The sequence below is a fragment of the uncultured Microbulbifer sp. genome (genome assembly GCF_913055755.1).
Lineage (GTDB): Bacteria > Pseudomonadota > Gammaproteobacteria > Pseudomonadales > Cellvibrionaceae > Microbulbifer.
In genome coordinates, this window is record NZ_CAJXKH010000025.1 from 1 (window position 1) to 21453 (window position 21453).

Here is a 21453-nt window from a genome sequence, read left to right on the forward strand (position 1 = left end):
CAGATACTTTCCAGACAACCCGCAGATGGCAGGGCCTGATCGTTTTCCAACTTGGAGAGATACGACTGCTCGATGCCAATTTTCCGCGCAGACTCGGTCTGACTCCAGCGCAGGCCCGCTCGTATCAATTTCAGGCGATTTCCCAGACTTTCCATACACCAACAGCAACTGATAATGGTGGCAGCGGGCGCTCGAAGCGACCTGCTGCCACCGGGTATTACTTCGACGGACTGACGTCCAGATCGAAGTCTACCAACATTTTCAGCACATCACGGCAGTCCACGCCTTCCACCTTCAAGGAAACGGGCTCTCGGGGATGGATGACCCTATGCTCACTTCGAGTCCCAGGACATTTTTCCACCACCATTTCCCACACTAATAGCAGGTTTTTTTCCTTTACGTTCAAATCAATGGTTTCGATGGGTTCATCAAAAGCAAAAACGGTTACTGGCAATATGCATACGATCAGTGCGGCAATACTTCGCATTTAAAGTCTCCCTTTCGTATTTAACGGAAGAGATAAATTACTCGTCGAGTATCGGTTCCTCGAAGGAATAACTGGGAATACTCTGGAATAGCGCGGGATATTTGAACGTTCAGGACACCACCGGATTTCTCGAAGTGAGCAAAAACAAAAAAAGCCCCTTCTCAGGGGCTTTTTCATTTGCTCGATCAGGCGGTGGCAGGCTCTCCGTCGCTACCCGCGGGCAGCCCCTGCGTTTCCCGCACAAAGAATACCGAGATGGCGCCGAGCACCATGAACACCCCGGCCAGCATGATGATGTAGATGGCCTGATTGTCGAACAGGCCGGCCAGGATCGGTCCCGCCACCAGCGCTGACAGGATCTGCGGCGCGGCGATGGTGAAATTGAAGATTCCCATATACACACCGGTTTTGGTGGCCGGCAGTGCGTCGGACAGAATCGAGTAAGGCATCGCCAGAATGGCGGCCCAGGCGATACCGACCCCGATCATGGGCAGCAACAGCCCCAGCGCACCGGAGGGCACGGTGACCTGGGTGATCAACAGGTTCACCTCGGTGGCAGCGCCGCCCTGGAACAGGGAAAAGCTCATATAGCCCAGGCCGCCCAGCAGCAGGGACAGGGAGTAAGTGAGTTTGCGGCCGAGCACGCTGGCTACCCGCGCCAGCACCATGGAAAAGATTGCTGCAAACAGCGAATAGGCGGCGAAGATGATGCCTACCCAGTCGCCGGCTGCGCCCTTGGCCGCGGCGATATGGGCCGGAATCTCGCCCACGGTCTCAAGGTAGTGGGAGTCAAACCACTTGGCCTCCACCCCCCACACATGCTGGGTGATCGCGGGGGTGGTGTATACCCACATGATAAACAGGGAGAACCAGGAAAAGAACTGCACCACCGCCAGCTGGCGCATGGTCGAGGGCATGCTGACCAGCAGGCGGAAGAAGCCGGCCAGGCGCTGCGACAGGGATTTGCGCTCTGCCAGCTCCCGCGCCACCGCATCGCCGTCGATTCCCTTGTATGCGTTGTACTCTTCCGGCGCATATTCCTTGGTGCGGAACACGGTCCACAGCACTGACCCCAACAGCACCGAGGCGCCGATATAGAAGGCCCAGATCACCGACGGCGCCACTTCCCCGCCGCGGGAGGTGTTCTCCAGCCCGATCACGTTGGTGAGGATAAACGGCAGCATCGAGCCCATTACCGCGCCGATATTGATCAGCAGGGACTGTACCGCATAGCCCACGGTGCGCTGCTCCGAGGGCACCATGTCGGACACCAGGGCACGGAACGGCTGCATGGTCACGTTGAACGCCGCATCCATCAGCGCCAGCATCACCCCGCCGAACAGGATCGGTGCAACAAACGCCACCGCGATTCCGGCATTGGGCATAAACGCCATGCCCAGGGCCGCGGCGATGGCACCGAACAGGATATACGGGTTGCGGCGCCCGAAGCGGCCCCAGGTGCGGTCAGAGGCGGAGCCGACTATCGGCTGTACGATCAGCCCCATCAGTGGCGCCACGATCCAGAACAGGGACAGGGAGTGCAGGTCCGCCCCCAGGTCGGACAGGATCCGGCTGGCATTGGCATTCTGCAGGGCGAAGCCGAACTGTACGCCGAGGAAGCCGAGACTGACATTCCACACTTGCCAGAAAGGGAGTTTGGGCTGTTTTTTCATCGCTGAGACCGCTCTGGTTATTGTATGCGTGAGAGGTGCCACACCCGGGTGCGGCACTCTGGTCATGTTCGGATTTTCTCAGCAGGGACAAGAGAGGCCATCCTCCCCGGACGGGGCGTAGAGGGCGCTGACCAACCAGTCTTGACGGGTGATGGCTAGGCGACGGCAGCGGAAACGGCCTTCCCCTCACCGCGAATACGCACGCTACTGACCAGCGACACCAGCACGAAGCTCAGCAACATCAGCAGATACCAGGAACTGAGCTTGGCCACGGAGACCATCTGCCAGCCGGTGGACTGATTGGGGTAGATCCAGATATTGGCGTAGGTCGCGATATTCTCGGCAAACCAGATAAACAGGGCCACCAGGAACCAGCCCAGCAGCAGCGGCATGCTGCGGTGCCGGCGCACGACGCGGAAAAAGATCTGGGTGCGATAGAACAGCAACACCGTCACTCCCACCAGTACCCAGCGCAGGTCCCAGATAAAGTGATGGGAGAAGAAATTCACGTAGATCAGCGCCACCAGTACGATTGTCGCCACCCTTGAGGGATAGTGGGAATACTCGAACTCGAAGATCCGCCATACCCGCGCCAGGTAACTGCCCACCGCGCTGTACATAAACCCGGTAAACAGCGGCACATTACCAATCCCGAAGATATAGTCTTCCGGGTACACCCAGGAAGCGATGGCATCGGAAGTCTTGAACAGTTCCATCACCGTCGCTACGAGATGAAAGACGATGATGACCACAGACTCCCGCAGCGTCTCCAGTCGCGCCAGCAGCAGAAACACCTGGAAAACAATCGCTGCGAGGAATATGAAGTCGTAGCGATGCAGCCCCTCGATGGGATACCAGATCCTGGTGACCAACATCACCGCCAGCAGAAAGCCGCCAAAAATGCAGGCATAGGCCTGTTTGAGGCCGAAGATCCAGAGTTCGCGGATAAACGTTTTGATTTAGCTTTTCCCTATTCTTATTCAATCCGTTGACTTCGCCGGTCGATGGGCAATGCTAGTGCCTGGAGACACCTTTGCGCGGGCGACCAAACAGCACGCGCAACTCATCCTTCGCCTGCTCAAGGATCTCGATACGCTCCTGCGGCAGATTGTGCCCGGCCCGGTTTATGTAAAAAGTCAGCATCGACATGGCCGAGCGGAATGGATCCGATTTGCGCCGCTGGCTCTGTTCAGCCGACAGCTTCAGTGAGCGAGCGATCTGTTTCGGGTCCTGAAAAGTAAATACGCCACTTTCCAGATCCAGCGCGTCACTGTTCTCGGTAACCTGCTGCGACCAGTTCTTTTTCACGGGTATTTTTTCTGGAGGTTTCATTGCAGAAAATCTCCCCACAAAATAAAAAGCCCCGCATTGCGGGGCTTGCGGTACAGCCTTAGCTCACCTCTGCAAGGTTGCCCTTGGTTTCCAGCCACTGTTTGCGATCACTGGCGCGCTTTTTGGCGAGCAGCATATCCAGCAGCTGATTGCTGTCGTCGCCGGCGTCGATATACAACTGGACCAGGCGGCGGGTATTGGGATCCATGGTGGTTTCCCGCAGCTGCAGCGGGTTCATTTCACCCAGCCCTTTGAAGCGGGTGACCTGGATCTTGCCTTTCTTTTTCTCCGCCGCGATGCGGTCGAGAATCCCCTGACGCTCGGCATCGTCCAGAGCGTAGTACACCTCTTTGCCGATATCGATGCGGAACAGCGGCGGCATGGCGACGTATACATGGCCGTTGGTGACCAGCGGGCGGAAGTGACGCAGGAACAGCGCGCACAGCAAGGTGGCAATGTGCAGACCGTCGGAGTCCGCGTCCGCCAGGATACAGATCTTGTTGTAGCGCAGGCCTTCCAGGTTGTCGCTGCCGGGGTCCACACCGAGGGCGACGGCGATGTCGTGCACTTCCTGGCTGGCGAGGATCTCATTGGAATCCACTTCCCAGGTATTCAGGATCTTGCCGCGCAGGGGCATGATGGCCTGGAACTCGCGGTCGCGGGCCTGTTTGGCGGAACCGCCGGCGGAGTCCCCCTCTACCAGAAACAGTTCCGAGCGGGAAGTGTCGCCACTGGAACAGTCCGCCAGCTTGCCCGGCAACGCCGGGCCCTGGGTAACTTTTTTACGCGCGACTTTCTTGGCCGAGCGCAGGCGCTTCTGCGCGTTGCTGATGCACAGCTCCGCGAGCTTGTCGCCCTCTTCCGTGTGCTGGTTCAGCCACAGGCCGAAGGCATCCTTGGCCACGCCGGAAATAAAGGCGGTGGCCTCGCGGGAACTGAGGCGCTCCTTGGTCTGTCCGGAAAACTGCGGGTCCGCCAGTTTTGCCGAGAGCACGTAGGAGCACTGCGCCCAGATATCCTCCGGCCCGAGCTTTACCCCCCGCGGCAGCAGGTTGCGGATTTCGCAGTACTCGCGCATGGCATCCAGCAGGCCGGCGCGCAGGCCGTTGACGTGGGTGCCGCCCTGAGCGGTGGGAATCAGGTTGACGTAGGACTCGGCGGTAACCTCGCCGCCTTCCGACAGCCACTGCACCGCCCAGTCCGCCGCTTCGGTCTGTGCGGAGAAGTTGCCGACAAACGGCTCCGCCGGCAGTACTTCCCAGCCCTGATTGGCGGCCGCCAGGTAATCCTTGAGGCCGTCCTCGTAATACCACTGGTCGGATTCACCGTCCTGCTCGTTGATAAAGGTAACGCTCAGGCCCGGACATAGTACCGCCTTGGCGCGCAACAAATGGCGCAGGCGCGGCACGGAAAATTTGGCGGAATCGAAATACTGCGGGTCCGGCAGGAAGCGGATACTGGTGCCGGTGGTGCGTTTGCCGCACTCCCCCACCACTTCGAGGTCGGAGGCCTTGTTGCCGTTCTGGAAGCCGATGCGATGGACCTGGCCATCGCGCTGGATGGTCACTTCCAGCACCTTGGACAGGGCGTTCACCACGGAAACACCCACCCCGTGCAGCCCCCCGGAAAACTGGTAGTTCTTGTTGGAAAATTTACCGCCGGCATGCAGGGTGGAAAGAATCACTTCCACCCCGGGGCGCCCCTGCTCCGGGTGGATATCCACCGGCATGCCGCGGCCGTCGTCACTGACGGAAATCGAGTGATCCTTGTGCAGCACCACTTCGATTTTTTTCGCGTGTCCGGCAAGGGCTTCGTCGACACTGTTGTCGATCACTTCCTGGGCCAGGTGGTTGGGGCGGGTGGTGTCGGTATACATGCCCGGGCGTTTGCGCACCGGGTCAAGCCCCGTCAATACCTCGATATCTTCTGCGGAATAATTGGCCATAGCGTCTGTTCGCCGTGCTCCGGCGCCTACTGCAATTCGTTAGATGTTGTTATGGATTCGATTCTAAATAGTATTTTGCGGAAACAGGAAATCTACCAGTGCGGCGGTATAGCGGGCAAATCCCTGGAAGCTGTGGTCGCCCCCATCCTCCACCGTTTGTCGTTGGCCCGCATAAAACTGCTCCGCCTCGCGGCAGTCCAGGGTTTCGTCGCCGCGCTGGGCCAGCAGCCAGTAGCGCCCGCTCAACGGCTGCGACAGCGACTGCTCCAGCTGCGCCATGGTATCCACATCCGACGGCTGCAGGCGATAGGTCTGCATCTCACCGCTGTAGGGCCGCAGCTCCTGGCCGACGTAGCCGGGCATAAAGCGCGAGGGTTTCACCGCCGGATTGACCAGTACCGCGGGCAACTGGTGCCGCTCCGCCAGCCAGGTACTCCAGAAGCCGCCCATGGAGCTGCCCACCAGGCCGATGGGGCCGGAATGCAGGCGGCAGAAGTCGTCGAGCATGGTGGCGAGCGCGGTGGCAGCCTCACCGGGATAGGGCGACACCAGCGGTGCGTAAAACACAATTTCCGGATGGTGCTCCCGCAACCAGTCTTTCAGCAACTGGCACTTGTAGGACTGCGGCGAAGACAGGAAGCCGTGCAGGTAGATCAGCAGCGGGCGGGTTTGCAGGGTATTGTCCTGCCGGATTTGGGATGGTTCAGACATGGGCGGGGATTATAGCCGCGCCGCCGGCGGATGTACCGGCGGCGCGCCCCGAATTGCACGGTCAGCGCAGGGATTTGTCCAGGCTGGCGAAGGCGCGGCGCATATCGACCTTCATATCGCTCCAGAAAGTGACACTGGTGAAGCGCTCGAAGCGGCCATTGGGGCCGAGGTTGCCGAAGTTTTCCCCGATATCCCGGCGATCACTGAAACGCATCACCGCATTGCCATCGCGATCTTTCAGCTCACCGGACAGTACCCCATAGGCACTCTGGTCGGTATACACCCGCCACAGCCACGGAGTGGGATCCAGCGGTGCGCCCAGAGAGAAGCGGCTCAGGTCCAGCTGCATCACGTAGTCGGCCTCGGCCCGGTTCGCCACCAGCTGGCTGTTGCGCGGCATAAGGAAGCGCTCACTCAGGGTTTGCCCCATCAGCTCCTGCAGCTTGTCCAGATCCCTGTCATCCAGCTCGTAGTCCTTGGCCCGCAGTGGCGACCCCGCGCGACCAAAGCGCTTGGTGTATTCCACCTGCACCGGCTCCAGGTACACCTTGGCACCGCTCATGTCGAAGGCATAGGCGGCGCTCACGCTGTCGAGACCGGTCTGGCGCGGCACCAGGCCATCCTGTGTGGCGGTCTCCGCCGCTGCGCTTTCACTTGCCGGTTGCTGTGCGCAACCCGCCAGCAGGGCCAGGGGCAGGAGCAACAACGCCAGTAATTTATTCTGTTTTGGTTGAGACATGATCACCTCACTTCCTGATAAAGGGTTTGCGGCTGCAGCGATATCCACAGGGGGCGGGTCGATAGGGATAAAACCCTACCCCGATATTGGGCCCCGAAACAGCCGGGAAGATTCCTGTGCCATTTTAGGATGTGAAGTCATCAATGACAGGTGGCAGAGTCGACAAATGGACAGACGGTCGCATTTTGCCGACGGGCGCGCTCCGCTGCCGGCAAAAACCGGGAAAGGTGATCAGTATCCGGAGGAAGCCAGATCCACGCTGTATTCGGTAATCGTAACCCGCTCGACGCCGGTCTCGTAGCGGCCGTCGTCGTACAGGTCAAACCAGCGGTAACCGGGCATTTCGCTGTCGATCGAGAAGGGGCCGCTGCCGGGGGTGAACTGCACCGAGGTGGAAGGTGTTGCGTGCAGACCAATACTGCCGAGCTCACTGTCGAACTGCTGGTGGACATGCCCCCAGGCGATGGCCCGCACATTGGCGGCCCCCTGCACCAGCTCGATAAAGCGCTCGCGCCCCGCTTTCAGCATGTGGCCATCGATCCAGTTGCTGCCTACCGGCACCGGCTGGTGGTGCATCATCAACAGCAGCGGGTGATCCGCATGCTGCTCCAGCAGCTGCTCGATACGCGCCAGCTCGTGCGCCTCAAAGCCACCGCAGATCTGCCCGGGTACACTGGTATCCAGTAACAGTATTCGCCAGTTGCCGACACTCGCCACTTCCGGCCGACGGCGGGCTGCCATCTGGTCCATGCGCTCGGGATCGTCGTGATTGCCCGGCAACCAGAACCAGGGCGTGGGGAAGGACTGCATTTTATGCAGGAAACGGCGGTAGGCGGCCTCGCTGCCATTGGCGGAGACATCGCCGGTCACCACCATCAACTCGGCGTTTTCCGGTTGCGCGGCGACGGAATTGAGCACCTCTTCCAGGGTGTGACCGGTGTCGAGGCCCAGCAACTGATAATCCGGCCGACCGCCGATATGGGGGTCGGTAATCTGTATCAGTCTGCGTACGGATGCTGCCTCAGTTGCCACTATCTCACCTTGTTAAATACGTCCCTGTGTGCCCGGCGGCGCTCAGAAACGCTGACCACCCAACTGGATGTCGGCATCCGCGCGGCCATTTGCCAGGCAGTGCGCCAGCCACTCGCTCAGATAGCGGTTCACCTGCTGGCGCTCGTCTTCGTTGTGCATGGCCGGATTGGGATAACGGAAATTCAGCCCGTCGCCTCCCACCGGTCCCTGGCCATCTACCGCAACCACTTCCGCCATACGCGCATCGTGGTAGAGGCGCACGGTAATGGGCGGCGGGTTCAGCCAGTTTGTTCTGTGTTTGCTGCCATTCTCGGCAGCGCACGCCTGCAGGCTGACCTCCGTGGTGTACCTGCTGCGCTCAACCACTGACACTTCCAGGGTGCCTTCCGGCATCCGGTAACGCCAGCTGTGATTGCTTGCGAGTTCCGGCATCAACTTGCACAGGCGCAGATAATTGGCATCGCAATCGGCGTGGTAGTTGGGCAGATCCACCTTGTAGGCGGGCTTGCCGCGCCTGCTCGCCGCCGCTGTGCCGGTGCCTGCCTGCGCTGCGGACCCATCGGGGTTCGAGCTGCGTTGTGCATTGCGGTCTGTATTTACCGGAACTGCCATTATCGACACTCCTGTTGACTTCGCGCCGTGATTGATCTCTCAGTTTGCACCCGGGGGGATGCACATTCGTCGCAAATGCGCCCGGACTCCGCCAACAGTGGCAGCTCCCCGGAAATAATGCCATTTGCCAAATTCTATCGGCCCGGTTGCGCGATTTTTGCATCCCCACGGCGCCAGCGGGACATTCAGCCGCACAGCCGGTCGCGATGCAGTTGCAGCCATTGCAGGCTGATGATGGACGCCGCATTGTCGATCGCGACCGCCCCCTCATCCAGCGCCGCCAGCAATGCGGACAGCGGCAACACCCGCAGGCGGATATCCTCGTGCTCATCGGCGAGCCCGAAATATCCCTCCACACTGCTCAGGTCCGCGGTGGCGCAGAACAGGTGCATGCGCTCGCTGGAGCCGCCGGGGCTCGGGAGGTAACTGCGGATATAGTGCAGCTCCGCCACTTCCAGACCGGCTTCTTCCTGCAATTCCCGGTGGGCGACATCTTCCAGGGACTCCCCCACTTCCACCATGCCGGCAACAATTTCCAGGCACCAGGGGCCGGCCTCCCGTTCCAGTGCGCCGATGCGGAACTGCTCGGTGAGGGCGACCTGCTCCCGCTTCGGGTCGTACAGCAACACCCCCACCGCGTTGCCCCGCACGAACAGCTCGCGCTCCATTTCGCCACTCCAGCCGCCCCGGTACAGGCGGTGGCGCAGGCGCAACTTGTGCATTTTGAAAAAGCCGTCGTAGACGGTTTTGCGCTCGATGATATCCACAGCGCCGCGGGTAAAAGGCGGCTGGAGATCCGTCTTGTCGCTGCTCATTGTTTTCCTTTAGCGGCCCTGCCAGGCCGCACTTCAGTCATATCCCACGTCGTTGTAGGGCGGGAAACGGCCGATGATCAGTGCGGCCTCTTCCGCAAAACGCTGTTGCTGGTATACCGGATCTTCATACCGCGCTGCGCTGGAAGGCAGGCTGCCCCGCCACAGGGGGGCCTCTTCCGGAGACAGCATATCCACTACCAGGGAGCTCTCGCGGTACTGGCGCACCCGCAGCGGGGGGCGCCAGCCAAATCCGAAATATCCGTAGCCGCCATACAGACTGTAGGGATTTTCGTACACCGCAATCTTGTCACTGCTCAACAACTGCACCCGCACCAGAAAGTCCGCCGCTTCGCGACTGTCTACCTTGCGGTAGCGGCCGCGCAGCTGGCCGTCCACTGCCTGACTGGCGCGCTTGATCTCAAACGGCGAAACCTGGCCGCTGGCAAATGGGTCCAGCAGGTAATAACTGCGAAGAGTAGTGAATTTGAATGCGGGGTCGTAATCCACCGCGACCGGATTGGGGGTTGCACAGCCGCCGAGCCAGAGGGCGAGGGCGGCAACACAGAGAGTTCTCAGCAATGAAGCCATGTTTTCTCCCGCTTTGCGTTGAGATTACCGGCTTCCCTGCCGAAATTGAAAGTAACAGTTTGTAGCCTCGATACCCGCCGGGCAACGCCAGTCAATTTACTGGGCCGGGGGCAGATCCTGCAACAGTTCCGCGACGGCCCGGTCGAGAATTCGCTGGCGCTCAGCCTTGTCCTCCGGGCGGGTGATCAGTTTGGTGGCGCTTCCGCCCCACATGGGCATGCCGTTCTGGGGGCCAATACCCACCGACAGCGTGACCCGCGGGGCACCGATACGGGATGGCAGCTCCACCACCCCAGAGGGGGCATTGCTGTCGAACTGGGCATCCCAGCTCTCGTTCTGGGGATCGCCGGAAAATTCCTGTTCGAGGATGGCAATCTGGTAATCCACCACCATCTGCGCGCGGTCCACGCTGTCGACCTGGCGGTAACCGCGGCTCGCCATCAGCGCACCGACCACCTGGCGCAGCTCCGTATCCAGCTCCACCAGCTGTGCGGACGAACCCGAACTGGCGGTTAAAGCCTCGGTTCCCCAAGCGTAGGTGGAAAACGCCACCGGTGCGGTGCGCGGCTTGATCTTTTCGACCTGGGTTGGCGAGCAACCCGCGAGACTGGCCAGTGCCAGCAGTGCGGCCATCAGGCCGGCTATTGGAATTCGCATCCGTTCTCCCTTTCCGCGTGTGCGTTCTTGTGTGATCGCTTTGTATTACTTGAAGTTGGTCGCTTCGTCCGGGTACAACTCTATTTTAGGACTCCACAGCAGCCATTCGGGTTTGGCCTTGCCATAGAGTGGATAGTGGCTGCCGGACTCCACTTCAAGCCCCATTTCCGCATTGTTCGGCGTCGCGAATGCAATACCGCCTGCCAGCAGCGCCTGGGTGGACTCGGTGTGCACATCCAGGCCGGTCTTGAGACCAAAGTTCACTTCCACCCCGCTGGCATTCCAGAAAACCGTGTGCTCCCGCACCAGTGTGCGGAAGCGGGGCTCGATATATACATAGATGTAAACCCGGTCCGCCAGTTCCCCGAGCTGGTACCCGGTCACCTCGCCGACCTTCACCTGGCGGTAGTACACCGGGCTGCCGCGCTTGAGGGAACCGCGCCGCGGTGCATTGAGAATCAGGGTCAACCCCGGCCGCATCATGGTATCCGCCAGGTCCGGTTCCGGCTTGGCCGGCATCGCCATGAACTCCACCCGCACCTCGCCCTGCCCGGGGTCCAGCTCCAGGAAGGGCCCGGTAATCAGCGTATCCAGGTTATCCACGCCGCCGAGACCGATTTTCGCGTCCACCACCCACAGGCGGGTGCCATCGCGGGCAAAGCGCTCTGCATGCCGGTAGAGCCGCGCGCGAGCGCGCACACCATCCAGCCCCGGGTTCAGGTACATGCGGGTGATCTCCCCCACCTGGATGCCGCGGTAGCGCAGCGGCGCCCCTACCTTGAGCCCCTCGTCACCCTGCAGCGCAATATAGATGGTGATGCCCTCTTCCAGCGCGTCCTCGCGGCTGTCGTACAGGCGGAAGCTGTCGCCGGTTTTTGCCCGGCTGGCGGTTTTGGCGGCGCGGGGTCCGCTGCCGAAGGCAATGCCGCCGCGCACCACCGACAGCAGGGAATCCGCCTCCACTTCTATCCCCTGCAGGCTGGCGCTGGCGCGCATGCCGCTCACATTCCAGAAGCGGCTCTCGGAGTTGACCAGGTGGGCGTAGGCGGGTTCGATCACCACGTAAACCTCCACCCCGGAACCGTCGCCCTTCAGCTCCAGCCCCTGCACCCGCCCCACCGGCACCCGGCGGTAATACACCGAGGCGCCGCGCTGCAGAGAGCCGGTATTGCGCGCGGTCAACTGCAGGTGCAGACCGGGCACCCGCGGGTCCCGCGGCGGTGGTTTGGAGGCCGCGCGGTAACTGCGCTGGGAGCGCTCGCCCGGGCGCAGGTCGACTTCGATACGGTTGCCCTGCAGCAGGTCATTGACCCCGGAAGAGAAGTCCAGTGTCGGCGGCGCCAGCCAGAATCGGGTGTTCTCGGTGAGCAGGTCGTCGGTGATGGGGTCCATCAACACCTCGACTTCCATGCCGTCGATATTGCGATTGGCCTTGGCCTTGCTCACCTCCCCCACCAGGATTCCCTGGTAGATCACCTGGGTACTGCCGGCAGTGAGGCTCACACCGCGATCAAAATGCAGGGTCACCGGGATCCCCGCATCGGCCTCGGCAAAACTCTTGTAGAGCTTGTATTCGTTGCCGTCCATTGCCAGCGGCGACTGCCGCTGGGACTCCGGGGTGTAAAAGCTGATGCCACCGGCAATCAGCGAGGCGAGGGATTCCAGCTCCACGTTCACGCCGCTGATGCCGCCCTGGACGGAAATCCCCGAGGCGTTCCAGAAGCGACTGCCGCGGTGCACCAGATTGGCGTGCTCGCGGCGGATAAACAGGTCTATCTCCACCTTGCTGGTGTCTTTCGACAGGCGGTAATTCTCCACCTGCCCCACTTCCAGCTGGCGGTAGTAGACCGGGGAGCCGCGATTGATGGATCCCAGTCGCGGCGATTCGAGGGTGATGCGCAGGCCGTCCCCGCGCACATAGGAAGGCGGCTCCGGTACCGCCACAAAATGCTTCTGCGGCTCGCCGCTGCCGGGCTCAACAGCGATGTAGTTACCGGATACCAGGGTTTCCAGCCCGCGCACCCCGGTGAGGGAAACCTCGGGCTTTACCAGCCAGAATTTGCTGCCCTTGGTCAGCAGGAAAGACGCGCTGCGATTGAAGCTGACCTCGGCCAGCACGCCGTCCTGGCCGTCGAGCTCGGCGGCATTCGGCATCAGCCTGAAATCTTCCACCACGCCGATATCCACCCCGGAATATTTCACCGCGGTCTTGCCCCGCACCAGGCCGTCACCGGTGGAAAACAGGATAGTGGCCTTGATGTCACCCTGGGTGAAATCCCGGTACAGCAGCCAGGCGGCAATGATCGCTGCCACCAGCGGCAACAGCCAAACCAGCGACAGGCCGCGACTGCGCCGGGCCAGGCCTTCGGGCTGGGCGTCGTACTCCGCTTGCGGCTCGCTCATCCATTCTCCGTGTGATTATTCTGGGTATCCGGCGCGGTCTCGGGGCGCGCTGCATCCTGCGCACTCAGTGTTTCACGCTCGCGCGCCGCCACCATGTCCCACACCAGGCGTGGATCAAACGCGCGCACCGCAAACATGGTGACCACTACCACCGTGGCAAAGGCGGTACTGCCGGGGCCCGCATGGACCTCGGCGATGGCGCCCATATCCACCAGCGCCACCAGGATTGAAATCATGAACAGGTCCAGCAGCGACCAGCGGCCGATGGCATTGACCACCCGGTAAACCCGCATCGCCTGCCGCGGCGATACGTCCAGGCGCAACTGTACGATCAGGCACAACATTACCAGACCCACCAGTTTCATTACCGGCACTGCAATACTGGCCACAAACACGATCAATGCAATACCCCAGAGCCCCGCGTGATACAGCTCCAGGGCGCCGCCAATGATGGTGCTCGGCTCACCGGACCCCAGGTAAATCACCGTCATCACCGGCAGGATATTGGCCGGGATCAGCAACAGTGCACCGGTAATCGTCAGCGCCCAGGTGAGCATCACGCTGCCCTCGATGCGCGGGTGCACCCTGGCCCCACAGCGCGGGCACAGGCAGCTGCCAGCGCCCTTCGGCGGGTCGATCAACTGCCGACAGCTGAGACAGACCCACAGCCCTTGCGACAGTGCGCGCGCGGGACGGTTCACTGTTCCACCTCCGGCGACGCTGCCCCTCGCCCGGCATCCGGCCCCGGCCGGCGCCGCGCCAGCCGCGCCCATACCACTTCCGGATCAAAGGAAACCTGGACCGCACTGGCCACCACCATCATCGCGACAAAACAGTAGAGCCCGGGCCCCACCTCCATTTTCCCCAGATCGGACATTTTCACCAGCGCCACCAGAATGCCCAGCATATACACATCCAGCATGCCCCACTCCTGCAGGTGCAGGTACCAGCGTACCGCCTTCGCCACCGGCTTGCGCAACCGCCACCAGGCACTGCCCCAGCTGATAAACGCCAGCAACAGGAATTTGCCCAGCGGCGCCAGCACGCTGCAAAAAAGTACGATGCAAGCGAGCCAGATATAACCCGCTTCAAACAGCGCCTGCACACCGTTCATCAGAGTGTTTTCGGCACCGAAGGTGAACAGGGAAAATTCCAGCAGAGGCAGGGTCGCAGTGGGGATAAACAGTAACAGGCCACTGACGCTGAGCGCAGCGGTATGCGCAATACTGCGTTCCATATTGCGGTGCTGGGAGGCGCCGCAGCGCGGACAGAGTAGCTTGCAGCCCACCGGTGCTGCCTGGCGGGTCAGCAGCAGGTCGCACTGGTGGCAGGCGCGGCGCCAGTGGGTCGCAGCGGGCAGGGACCCGGTTTCTGGCTGCCCACTTGTTGGCGGCTGTGTTGCTGGCGACTGCGCCATACTGCTTCCTGTGCACTTGGGGTTGCAACCCGCCGGTTCGCGCAGGCAGGATTTGCCGGACTGCAATCCGGGGCCTGCATCCGTTTGCAAGACGTGTGACGTCTACTTCGGTAACAGGGCCGGCTTCACAGGGTTTTTTACAGCACTTCGCCAGCGGCAGTATTTTCACTGCAGGCAAATGCTGAAAAAATGCACGGTTCGACGGGCAGTTATTCAATTGTGCTACTGAACGCACTTTCGCGTCAGTTTAACGAAGATATACCAAAACCCGCCGATCGTCGCCTCGACGCTCCTGCAAGCGGGAGGTACACTCTCGCACCGTCGGCCCTGTTCGCGCCTTCAGCGCGCGAAAAGTACAACATTCGGGGCCAAGCCAGCACCGCCACCAGAGCAGCAATATCAGACTGGCACCATGGTTTACAGGCAAGCAGGCCACAGGCCTGCGGTGGCCCCAACCGCCACTGGACCCGGTACCGCCGGATACTTGAAGACCGTCGCCGTCACAGGAACTGAATCGTAATGACAAGAAGTGCACAAGGGCGCGCACTGCGTCCGCTCAAATCTCTGCTCGCCGCCGCCGTGCTGGGCCTCGGGGCCATGCAGGCCCAGGCCGACACCCTGTGGGAAATCTACCTGCAGGCACTGGACAACGACCCGCAACTGGCCGCCGACCGCGCCGCCTACCGCGCCGGACTCGAGGCGGAAAACCTCGGCCGCTCCGCGCTGTTGCCGCAGATCAATGCCTCAGCGGAAGCCAGCAAAACCAAGACCGATTTCGAATCCATCGGCACCCAGTTTGACAACAGCACCGGCGCCCTGCTGGGCTTTGTCACCAGTGGCGATCGAGAAATCGACACCAGAAGCTACGGTGCGCGACTGGACCAGCCCATTTTCGACCTGCCCGCCTGGTTCGGCTACAAGCAGGGCAAGACCGCCAGTGAGCAGTCTGCCGCAGAATTCAGCTTCAACCAGCAGGGCATGATGGTGCGTGTCGCCACCGCCTACTTCAATGTGCTGCGCGCCAACGACGTACTGGAAGCGGCCATTGCCGAGGAAGAGGCCCTGGCCAAGCAGCTGGAGCAGACCCAGCAGCGCTTCGAGGTGGGTCTGACCGCGATCACCGACGTGTACGACTCGCGCTCCGCCTACGACAGCTCCCGCGCCCGCCGCCTTACCGCCCAGGATGACCTGCTGAGCAATTTCGATGCACTGTCGGTACTGACCGGCAAATACCACGAAAATGTGGCGCCGCTGGTAGACAGCTTTTCGGTGGCACCGCCGGTGCCCGCGGATCGCGCGGCCTGGGTGGAGTTTGCCCTCGCCAACAACTTCGACCTCAAGGCCGCGCGCCTGAATGCGAACGCAGCCCGCCTCGGCGCCCGCGCCGCAGCCGCCGAGCACCTGCCGACGCTGACCGGTTCTGTGTCCTATACCAATATCGACGACAGCGGCGACCGCAATTCCACCACCACTACCGAGAGTGGCAACACGGTGAACTCATCGGTACCCATCGATGACAGTACCGAAGTTACCTTTGCGGCGATCAACTTCAATATGCCGCTCTACACCGGCGGCCGTCTCAGTGCCAGCCGCCGCGAGGCGCGCAACCTGGCCTTCCAGGCAGAGGACATCCGCAACCTGACCGAGCGCAATACCATCCAGAACACCCGCACCCTGCACCGCGCGGTCACTACCGATGCCTCCCGGGTAGACGCGCGCGAGCAGGCGGTGATCTCCGCCAAGAGCGCGCTGGACGCCACCCAGGCCGGTTACGAGGTGGGCACCCGCAACATCGTCGACGTGCTGCTGGCCCAGCGCACCCTGGCGCAGTCGCAGACGGACTACGCCAACGCGCTGTACGACTATGTCATCAACACCCTGAACCTGAAACAGGCCGCCGGTCTGCTGGCCCCCCAGGACCTGCAGGATCTGGACGCCAGCCTGAACCCCGGTGAGCCGGTGGTACGGGTCGCCGATAGCGGGGCCCTGCCGGTAACCAAATAAGGCAGGTGACAGCACTTTAAGCATAAAAAAACCGGTGCCCAGGCACCGGTTTTTTTATGCTTCCAATCGATGAATCGCGTCAGTACTCTGCCGCCAGCGCCTCCACTTCCCGCACCAGTTTCTGCAGCGCACCGCTGTTCTCCGCCGCCACTTCCCGGGCGCGGGCGCCGGCGGCGCGACGCGCCTCCTCGTTACCCAGCCACAGCGCCAACTGCGCCAACAGCTGTTGCGCATCCTCCACCACCGCCATGCCACCGGCGTCCCGCAGCATTTCTGACACTGCGGCAAAGTTGTGCAAGTGCGGACCGCACACCACCGGCACTCCCCAGGCGGCGGGCTCGATCATATTGTGCCCGCCCACCGGTACCAGGCTGCCGCCCACAAAGGCCACATCACAGGCGCCGAAGAAACGCAGCAGCTCGCCCATGGTGTCCCCCAGCAGCACCTGCACCTGTGCAGACGGCACGCCACCATTGCTGCGCCGCTGCAAGCTGAAGCCGCGCTGCTTGACCAGGCGCGCCACCTGGTCGAAGCGCTCCGGGTGCCGCGGTACCAGCACCAGCAGCAGTTGCGGGAACTGCGCCTGCAGGCCGGCGAAGGCATCCAGTATCTGTTCGTCCTCGCCAAAATGGGTACTGGCCGCAAGCCACACCGGGCGCGGGGCATCTTTGCCACCACTCCAGTCGTGGGCCAGGGCCTGGGCCTCGCTTTCCAGGCCGAGGTCGATGTGCAGGTCAAATTTGATATTGCCGGTGGTGACCACCCGCGATTCCGGCAGCCCCAGGGCCACGAAGCGCTGAGCATCCGCCGGATACTGGGCCACCACCCGGTCCAGGTCCTGCAGCATTGGGCCGGTAAGGCGGTGCAGGCGCTGGTATCCGCGCGCGGATTTCTCACTCAGGCGGGCATTGGCCAGAAGCGTGGGAATGCCCCGCTCGCGACACGCTGCCAGCAGGTTCGGCCACAGCTCGGTCTCCATTACCACCAGCATCTGCGGCCGCAGCGCATCCAGGAAGCGCCGCAGGCACCCCGGCAGGTCGTAGGGCGCATAGAAATGCAGCAGGCGCCCCCCGAGCACTGGCAACAGCGAGGCGTGCACCCGCTCGGAGCCGGTGGGCGTGGTAGTGGTGACCAGCCACTGCCAGTCCGGGTGCCGCGCAGCCAGCTTAGCGATCAGCGGCACCGCCGCGAGGGTCTCCCCCACCGACACCGCGTGCACCCACACCAGGCGGGCGCGGCTGGCCCTGGCAGGCACGCGGCCAAAGCGCTCGCGCAGGCGGCGACGATAGCTGGGCTGGGCGCGGCCGCGCCACCAAAGGCGCAGAAGAACCAGGGGCAGAGTAAGGCGAAATAGCCAGGTATAGAGGTGGCGCATCAATATCTAATACGGCGGTTGCAGACAACGTTGTGAACGGTTTTGCGCGGGGCGTGAAATAAACCCGCCGAACACCGCAAACTGGGACAAATTGCGTGGTTTTACACCGCGCGTTTGGTAGCATTCTAACCCATCTGCATCCCACTACGGGGCACAAAAACTGCGAACTGTTTCGATTCCCGCTGTATCCGAGTCGACTCCCCATGGACATACTGAGGGTCAGCCAAGAAGTAACCCATATGACCTCGACCCCTTCTCAAACTTCCACCAATAGCGCCGGCCTGCTATCCGCTGGCACAGCGCTGCCCCTGTGGCAAAACAACTGCCTGATGCGGCCAAAACCCTGGCTGCAGGTTGCCGGCGCCCTGGCGTTGCTTGTGTATGCCTTTTTTGGCATCGCCCTGGACTCGCTACCGGAAAAAGCGGCCCTGCTGGCCAACCTGTTCGGCCTCGCCATGCTGGCGTTTTACGGCGGCCCGGTGCACGGGGTGTCCCTGCGCAAGTCCACTATCGTGTGGCTGGCAGTGGCCGCTATCGGCGTCGCCTTCATATCCTGGGTCGCCTCCTGGATACTGCACCCGCAGTGGGCGGAGTCTTCGTTCAAGGTGCACCGCCTCACCACCTGGTTCGCAATGATTCCGGTGGCGGCGATCCTCGGCGGGCGGGAGCGCAACGCCCACCTGTTGTGGGCCGTGGCCCTGGTGGGACTGCTGCTGTCACCGTGGATAGCCGGCGGCGGCTTCGCCGAGTGGCAGCGCGGCCTCTCCGGCGAGCGCATTGATTTCAATCTGCTGAATGCCCAGCACACCGCGATGCTGTTCGGTACCGCGGCACTGGGATTGCTGGCCTTCGCCCCCCGCCTGCTGACTGCGCCGCGCTGCAGCTGGCTGTGCCGCGGGTTGTGGCTGCTGGCGCTCGCCACCTGTATCGCCGCCATCATCACCACCCAGACCCGCGGCGTGTGGGCGGGATTTGTGGTCGCGCTGGCGGTGCTTGCCATTGCCGCGGTGGTGGCCCTGCGCCAGCGCTTCAAAGCCCAGCGCAAACTGATTGCGAGCAGCGCCATTGCCGCCTGCCTGTGCGCCCTGGCGCTCGGTTATTTCACCCTGGGGGATATCGTCAACAAGCGCCTGGCGGTGGAGCACGAGACCCTGCAACTGGTACAGCAGGGAGACCTGGACAAGGTGCCCTACACCAGTGCCGGCATCCGCCTGCACACCTGGGAGGTAGCACTGCAGTGGATCGGCGAGCGGCCGCTGGTAGGCTGGGGCGGCAACGGCCGCAGTCTGATCTTCGATCACTCCACCCGCCTGCCGGAAGATATCAAGCAACGCTTCGGCCACCTGCACAACAGCTACCTGGACCTGCTGGTAAATTTCGGATTGCTGGGGCTGGCACTGCTGGCTGCGCTGGTTTACTGGCTGGTCAGCCGCTGCCTGCGCTATTACCGCGCCGGCCTGCTGCCGGGCAGCAGTCTGGTGTTCTGCCTGTCTTTCGCTACCTTTTTCGGTGTGATCAACCTGTTCGAGTCCTACCTGTTCTACGACAGCGGCCGTCTGGTGCTGGCCATTGTCGGCGGCGGCCTGCTCACCCAGCTGTGGGCGGCCAAGCGCGCCGCCGCCAGCGCCCCGGGCGAGGCACCGCGCCCCTGATCACCGCCTCGCCAGAAAGTCGGCCGCGCTTTGCCCTATAATGCGCGGTCAACTTCAACCCGGAATCGCCTCTGTGAAAGTCATCCAGTTACTGCCCGCCCTGAATTCCGGCGGTGTCGAGCGCGGCACCCTGGACCTCGGCCGCGCGCTGGCCAGCGCCGGCCACCAGTCCATCGTCATCTCCAGCGGCGGGCGCATGGTGGAACAGCTGCAACTGGAAGGCAGCCGCCATATCTCGATGCCGGTGCATAAAAAGTCCCTGTGGAGCCTGCGCCAGGTGCGTCCGCTGCGCCGCCTGTTCGAGGAACTCAAGCCGGACATAGTGCACGTGCGCTCGCGGGTACCGGCGTGGCTGACCTACCTGGCGTGGAAGAAGATGAATCCGCAGACCCGCCCGCGGCTGGTCAGCACCGCCCACGGCCTCTACTCCATCAACCGCTACAGCGCGGTAATGGCCCAGAGCGAGCAGGTGATCGCGATTTCCCAATGTGTGAAAGACTACCTACTGCAGAACTACGCCAACTTCCTCAAGGCTGAACCGCAGATCATCTACCGCGGCGTGGACACCGGGGAGTTCTCCGCCGATGAACCGCTACCGGAGGGCTGGCTCGACGGCGTCACTGCGGCATTCCCCGGCCTCGCCGGCAAAAAATGGCTGCTGCTGCCGGGCCGCCTGACCCGCTGGAAAGGGCAGGAAGATTTTATCCAGCTGATTGCCGAGCTGGTCAAAACCCGCGACGACGTGCACGGTGTGGTGCTGGGCGGAGCGGAAAAAAACAAACAGCACTATGCGGAAGAACTGAAAACCCTGGCGCAGCAACTGGGGGTAGCGGATCACATCAGCTTTGTCGGTCGCCGCAGCGATATCCGCCACTGGTACAAGCAGTCCGCCATCGTCTACAACCTGTCGAAAAGACCGGAACCCTTCGGGCGCACCGTGATCGAGGCCGCTGCCATCGGCACCCCCATCGTCGGCTACGATATCGGCGGACCGGCGGAATCCCTGCGCGCCTGCTTTCCCGCTGGCCTGGTGGAAAACGGCAACGCCCGGCAACTCAGGGAAACCTCCCTGGCCCTGCTGGACACCGACGTCCGCGCGGTACTCGCCCCGGAATTCACCCTGGACACCCTGGTAGAACGCACGCTTGCCCTCTACCAGCAACTGCTCGATAAACCGCGGACTGCCTCTTGATCGATCTCAGCACCTTGCAACCCTTTGCCAGCGGCGGCAACCGCCACTGCTACCGTCACCCGCAGTACCCGGACCGCTGCGTGAAAGTCATGCTCCCCGGGCGCATCGACCAGCTGCGCAAGCGCGCCCCCTGGTACAAGTCTTTCCTGAGCGACGACAGTTTCGATGACAATGCGCGGGAAGTGGAAGGCTACAACCAGCAGGTATTGAAAAATGCGCCTGCAGACAGCCCGGTATGGCAACACCTGCCGCGCTGGTACGGTATGCAGGAGACCACTGAAGGGCCCGGTGCGGTTTCCGAGCTGATTCTCGACGCCAATGGCGAACCGGGAGAAACCCTGGAGCACTACCTGCAAACAAAAGGGCTGGATGCGCCGATCCGCGGGGCGCTGGAGCGCTTTGTCGCATGGCTGCGGGCAACCCGGGTCATGACCAAAAACCTGCTGCCCCACAACCTGGTGATTCGCGAGGAGCACGGGCAGCCGGAACTCTACCTGATCGACGGCCTCGGCCGCGCCACTTTCCTGCCCATTGAGGAATTATTCGAAGGCGCCAACGCCCGCTATATCGAACGCAGGATCGAGCGTATGTGGGCGCGAGTGGAATGGGAAGTTTCCGATAAATCCCTGACGTGGAAACAGGCAGAGAAAGCTAGCCGGCGGCGCTTTTAATCTGCACCTGTATATTCTGATCACCACCAGTGGCAGCTGAGCACCGGGATAAGCCTTTCGAAAACGCTGTGAATACATCCCTGTAAGCTCCGCGGCGACGTCCTGTCGCCGACGGTTTCGAAAGGCTTATCCCGGCACTCAGCTTTCA

Annotated in this window: 21 protein-coding genes; 4 read left to right on the forward strand and 17 right to left on the reverse strand. The window is 62.1% G+C overall.

Features of this window, described 5'->3' with window-relative positions; all coding sequences use genetic code 11:
- The 16 genes from QZ511_RS16675 to QZ511_RS06425 form a co-directional block, all read right to left on the reverse strand.
- On the reverse strand, positions 1–155 hold a 155-nt coding region (locus QZ511_RS16675), incomplete at its 3' end, for a helix-turn-helix domain-containing protein (protein ID WP_366935623.1).
- Positions 156–217: 62 nt separating this feature from the next.
- On the reverse strand, positions 218–487 hold the full coding sequence (locus tag QZ511_RS06355) for a hypothetical protein (protein ID WP_295800629.1): 270 nt from the start codon (positions 485–487) through the stop codon (positions 218–220).
- A gap of 185 nt (positions 488–672) precedes the next feature.
- Positions 673–2160 carry an MFS transporter gene (locus QZ511_RS06360; protein ID WP_295800632.1) on the reverse strand — a complete coding sequence of 496 codons (1488 nt, stop codon included), beginning with the start codon at positions 2158–2160 and terminating at the stop codon, positions 673–675.
- A gap of 155 nt (positions 2161–2315) precedes the next feature.
- Positions 2316–3119, reverse strand: coding sequence for a DUF817 domain-containing protein (locus tag QZ511_RS06365; protein WP_366935624.1), 804 nt, complete (start codon positions 3117–3119; stop codon positions 2316–2318).
- A 55-nt stretch (positions 3120–3174) separates the two neighbouring features.
- Complete coding sequence (locus QZ511_RS06370; RefSeq protein ID WP_295800634.1) at positions 3175–3468, reverse strand: DUF3175 domain-containing protein; 294 nt, start codon at positions 3466–3468, stop codon at positions 3175–3177.
- An 82-nt stretch (positions 3469–3550) separates the two neighbouring features.
- Positions 3551–5437: a DNA topoisomerase IV subunit B gene (gene parE / locus QZ511_RS06375; RefSeq protein ID WP_295800639.1), complete on the reverse strand. Its 1887-nt coding sequence runs from the start codon at positions 5435–5437 to the stop codon at positions 3551–3553.
- A 63-nt stretch (positions 5438–5500) separates the two neighbouring features.
- The gene (locus QZ511_RS06380; protein WP_295800643.1) at positions 5501–6148 is read right to left on the reverse strand and encodes a YqiA/YcfP family alpha/beta fold hydrolase; all 648 of its coding nucleotides are present in this window, start codon (positions 6146–6148) and stop codon (positions 5501–5503) included.
- A gap of 61 nt (positions 6149–6209) precedes the next feature.
- A complete protein-coding gene (locus tag QZ511_RS06385) occupies positions 6210–6887 on the reverse strand; it encodes a hypothetical protein (protein ID WP_295800647.1) in 678 nt (225 codons plus the stop codon).
- Positions 6888–7118: 231 nt separating this feature from the next.
- Entirely contained in the window at positions 7119–7919 is an 801-nt protein-coding gene (locus QZ511_RS06390) for a phosphodiesterase (protein WP_295800649.1), read from the reverse strand.
- A 42-nt stretch (positions 7920–7961) separates the two neighbouring features.
- Positions 7962–8531: a DUF1249 domain-containing protein gene (locus tag QZ511_RS06395; RefSeq protein ID WP_295800652.1), complete on the reverse strand. Its 570-nt coding sequence runs from the start codon at positions 8529–8531 to the stop codon at positions 7962–7964.
- 185 nt (positions 8532–8716) lie between these two features.
- A complete protein-coding gene (locus QZ511_RS06400; protein WP_295800655.1) occupies positions 8717–9346 on the reverse strand; it encodes an NUDIX domain-containing protein in 630 nt (209 codons plus the stop codon).
- 33 nt (positions 9347–9379) lie between these two features.
- Positions 9380–9934 carry a DUF4136 domain-containing protein gene (locus QZ511_RS06405; RefSeq protein ID WP_295800657.1) on the reverse strand — a complete coding sequence of 185 codons (555 nt, stop codon included), beginning with the start codon at positions 9932–9934 and terminating at the stop codon, positions 9380–9382.
- Between the two features lie 96 nt (positions 9935–10030).
- Positions 10031–10591 (reverse strand): DUF4136 domain-containing protein, encoded by a 561-nt coding sequence (locus QZ511_RS06410; protein WP_295800659.1) that lies wholly within the window; start codon positions 10589–10591, stop codon positions 10031–10033.
- A 45-nt stretch (positions 10592–10636) separates the two neighbouring features.
- Positions 10637–12994, reverse strand: coding sequence for an MlaD family protein (locus QZ511_RS06415; RefSeq protein ID WP_295800663.1), 2358 nt, complete (start codon positions 12992–12994; stop codon positions 10637–10639).
- Positions 12991–13695 (reverse strand): paraquat-inducible protein A, encoded by a 705-nt coding sequence (locus QZ511_RS06420; RefSeq protein ID WP_295800666.1) that lies wholly within the window; start codon positions 13693–13695, stop codon positions 12991–12993. The genes QZ511_RS06415 and QZ511_RS06420 overlap by 4 nt, the downstream gene beginning before the upstream one ends.
- Positions 13692–14411: a paraquat-inducible protein A gene (locus QZ511_RS06425; RefSeq protein ID WP_295800669.1), complete on the reverse strand. Its 720-nt coding sequence runs from the start codon at positions 14409–14411 to the stop codon at positions 13692–13694. The genes QZ511_RS06420 and QZ511_RS06425 overlap by 4 nt, the downstream gene beginning before the upstream one ends.
- 519 nt (positions 14412–14930) lie before the next feature.
- Between QZ511_RS06425 and QZ511_RS06430 the strand changes: the two genes are divergently transcribed.
- Positions 14931–16415 carry a TolC family outer membrane protein gene (locus QZ511_RS06430; protein WP_295800672.1) on the forward strand — a complete coding sequence of 495 codons (1485 nt, stop codon included), beginning with the start codon at positions 14931–14933 and terminating at the stop codon, positions 16413–16415.
- A 79-nt stretch (positions 16416–16494) separates the two neighbouring features.
- Here the strand turns inward: QZ511_RS06430 and waaA are convergent, their stop codons facing one another.
- Entirely contained in the window at positions 16495–17790 is a 1296-nt protein-coding gene (gene waaA, locus QZ511_RS06435; protein ID WP_295800674.1) for a lipid IV(A) 3-deoxy-D-manno-octulosonic acid transferase, read from the reverse strand.
- A 239-nt stretch (positions 17791–18029) separates the two neighbouring features.
- Between waaA and QZ511_RS06440 the strand changes: the two genes are divergently transcribed.
- The 3 genes from QZ511_RS06440 (at position 18030) to QZ511_RS06450 (ending at position 21305) form a co-directional block, all read left to right on the forward strand.
- A complete protein-coding gene (locus tag QZ511_RS06440; RefSeq protein ID WP_295800677.1) occupies positions 18030–19442 on the forward strand; it encodes an O-antigen ligase family protein in 1413 nt (470 codons plus the stop codon).
- A 73-nt stretch (positions 19443–19515) separates the two neighbouring features.
- Complete coding sequence (locus tag QZ511_RS06445) at positions 19516–20634, forward strand: glycosyltransferase family 4 protein (protein ID WP_295800679.1); 1119 nt, start codon at positions 19516–19518, stop codon at positions 20632–20634.
- Positions 20631–21305, forward strand: coding sequence for a YrbL family protein (locus QZ511_RS06450; protein WP_295800682.1), 675 nt, complete (start codon positions 20631–20633; stop codon positions 21303–21305). The genes QZ511_RS06445 and QZ511_RS06450 overlap by 4 nt, the downstream gene beginning before the upstream one ends.
- The last annotated feature ends 148 nt before the right edge of the window (positions 21306–21453 follow it).

Bases quoted from the DNA above. Each gene is read 5' to 3' on its own strand.
- waaA (WP_295800674.1), bottom strand. From the start codon at position 17,790: ATGCGCCACCTCTATACCTGGCTATTTCGCCTTACTCTGCCCCTGGTT.
- QZ511_RS06385 (WP_295800647.1), bottom strand. From the start codon at position 6,887: ATGTCTCAACCAAAACAGAATAAATTACTGGCGTTGTTGCTCCTGCCC.
- parE (WP_295800639.1), bottom strand. From the start codon at position 5,437: ATGGCCAATTATTCCGCAGAAGATATCGAGGTATTGACGGGGCTTGAC.
- QZ511_RS06400 (WP_295800655.1), bottom strand. From the start codon at position 9,346: ATGAGCAGCGACAAGACGGATCTCCAGCCGCCTTTTACCCGCGGCGCT.
- QZ511_RS06360 (WP_295800632.1), bottom strand. From the start codon at position 2,160: ATGAAAAAACAGCCCAAACTCCCTTTCTGGCAAGTGTGGAATGTCAGT.
- QZ511_RS06425 (WP_295800669.1), bottom strand. From the start codon at position 14,411: ATGGCGCAGTCGCCAGCAACACAGCCGCCAACAAGTGGGCAGCCAGAA.
- QZ511_RS06415 (WP_295800663.1), bottom strand. From the start codon at position 12,994: ATGAGCGAGCCGCAAGCGGAGTACGACGCCCAGCCCGAAGGCCTGGCC.
- QZ511_RS06440 (WP_295800677.1), top strand. From the start codon at position 18,030: ATGACCTCGACCCCTTCTCAAACTTCCACCAATAGCGCCGGCCTGCTA.
- QZ511_RS06380 (WP_295800643.1), bottom strand. From the start codon at position 6,148: ATGTCTGAACCATCCCAAATCCGGCAGGACAATACCCTGCAAACCCGC.
- QZ511_RS06395 (WP_295800652.1), bottom strand. From the start codon at position 8,531: ATGGCAGTTCCGGTAAATACAGACCGCAATGCACAACGCAGCTCGAAC.
- QZ511_RS06355 (WP_295800629.1), bottom strand. From the start codon at position 487: ATGCGAAGTATTGCCGCACTGATCGTATGCATATTGCCAGTAACCGTT.
- QZ511_RS06405 (WP_295800657.1), bottom strand. From the start codon at position 9,934: ATGGCTTCATTGCTGAGAACTCTCTGTGTTGCCGCCCTCGCCCTCTGG.
- QZ511_RS06410 (WP_295800659.1), bottom strand. From the start codon at position 10,591: ATGCGAATTCCAATAGCCGGCCTGATGGCCGCACTGCTGGCACTGGCC.
- QZ511_RS06430 (WP_295800672.1), top strand. From the start codon at position 14,931: ATGACAAGAAGTGCACAAGGGCGCGCACTGCGTCCGCTCAAATCTCTG.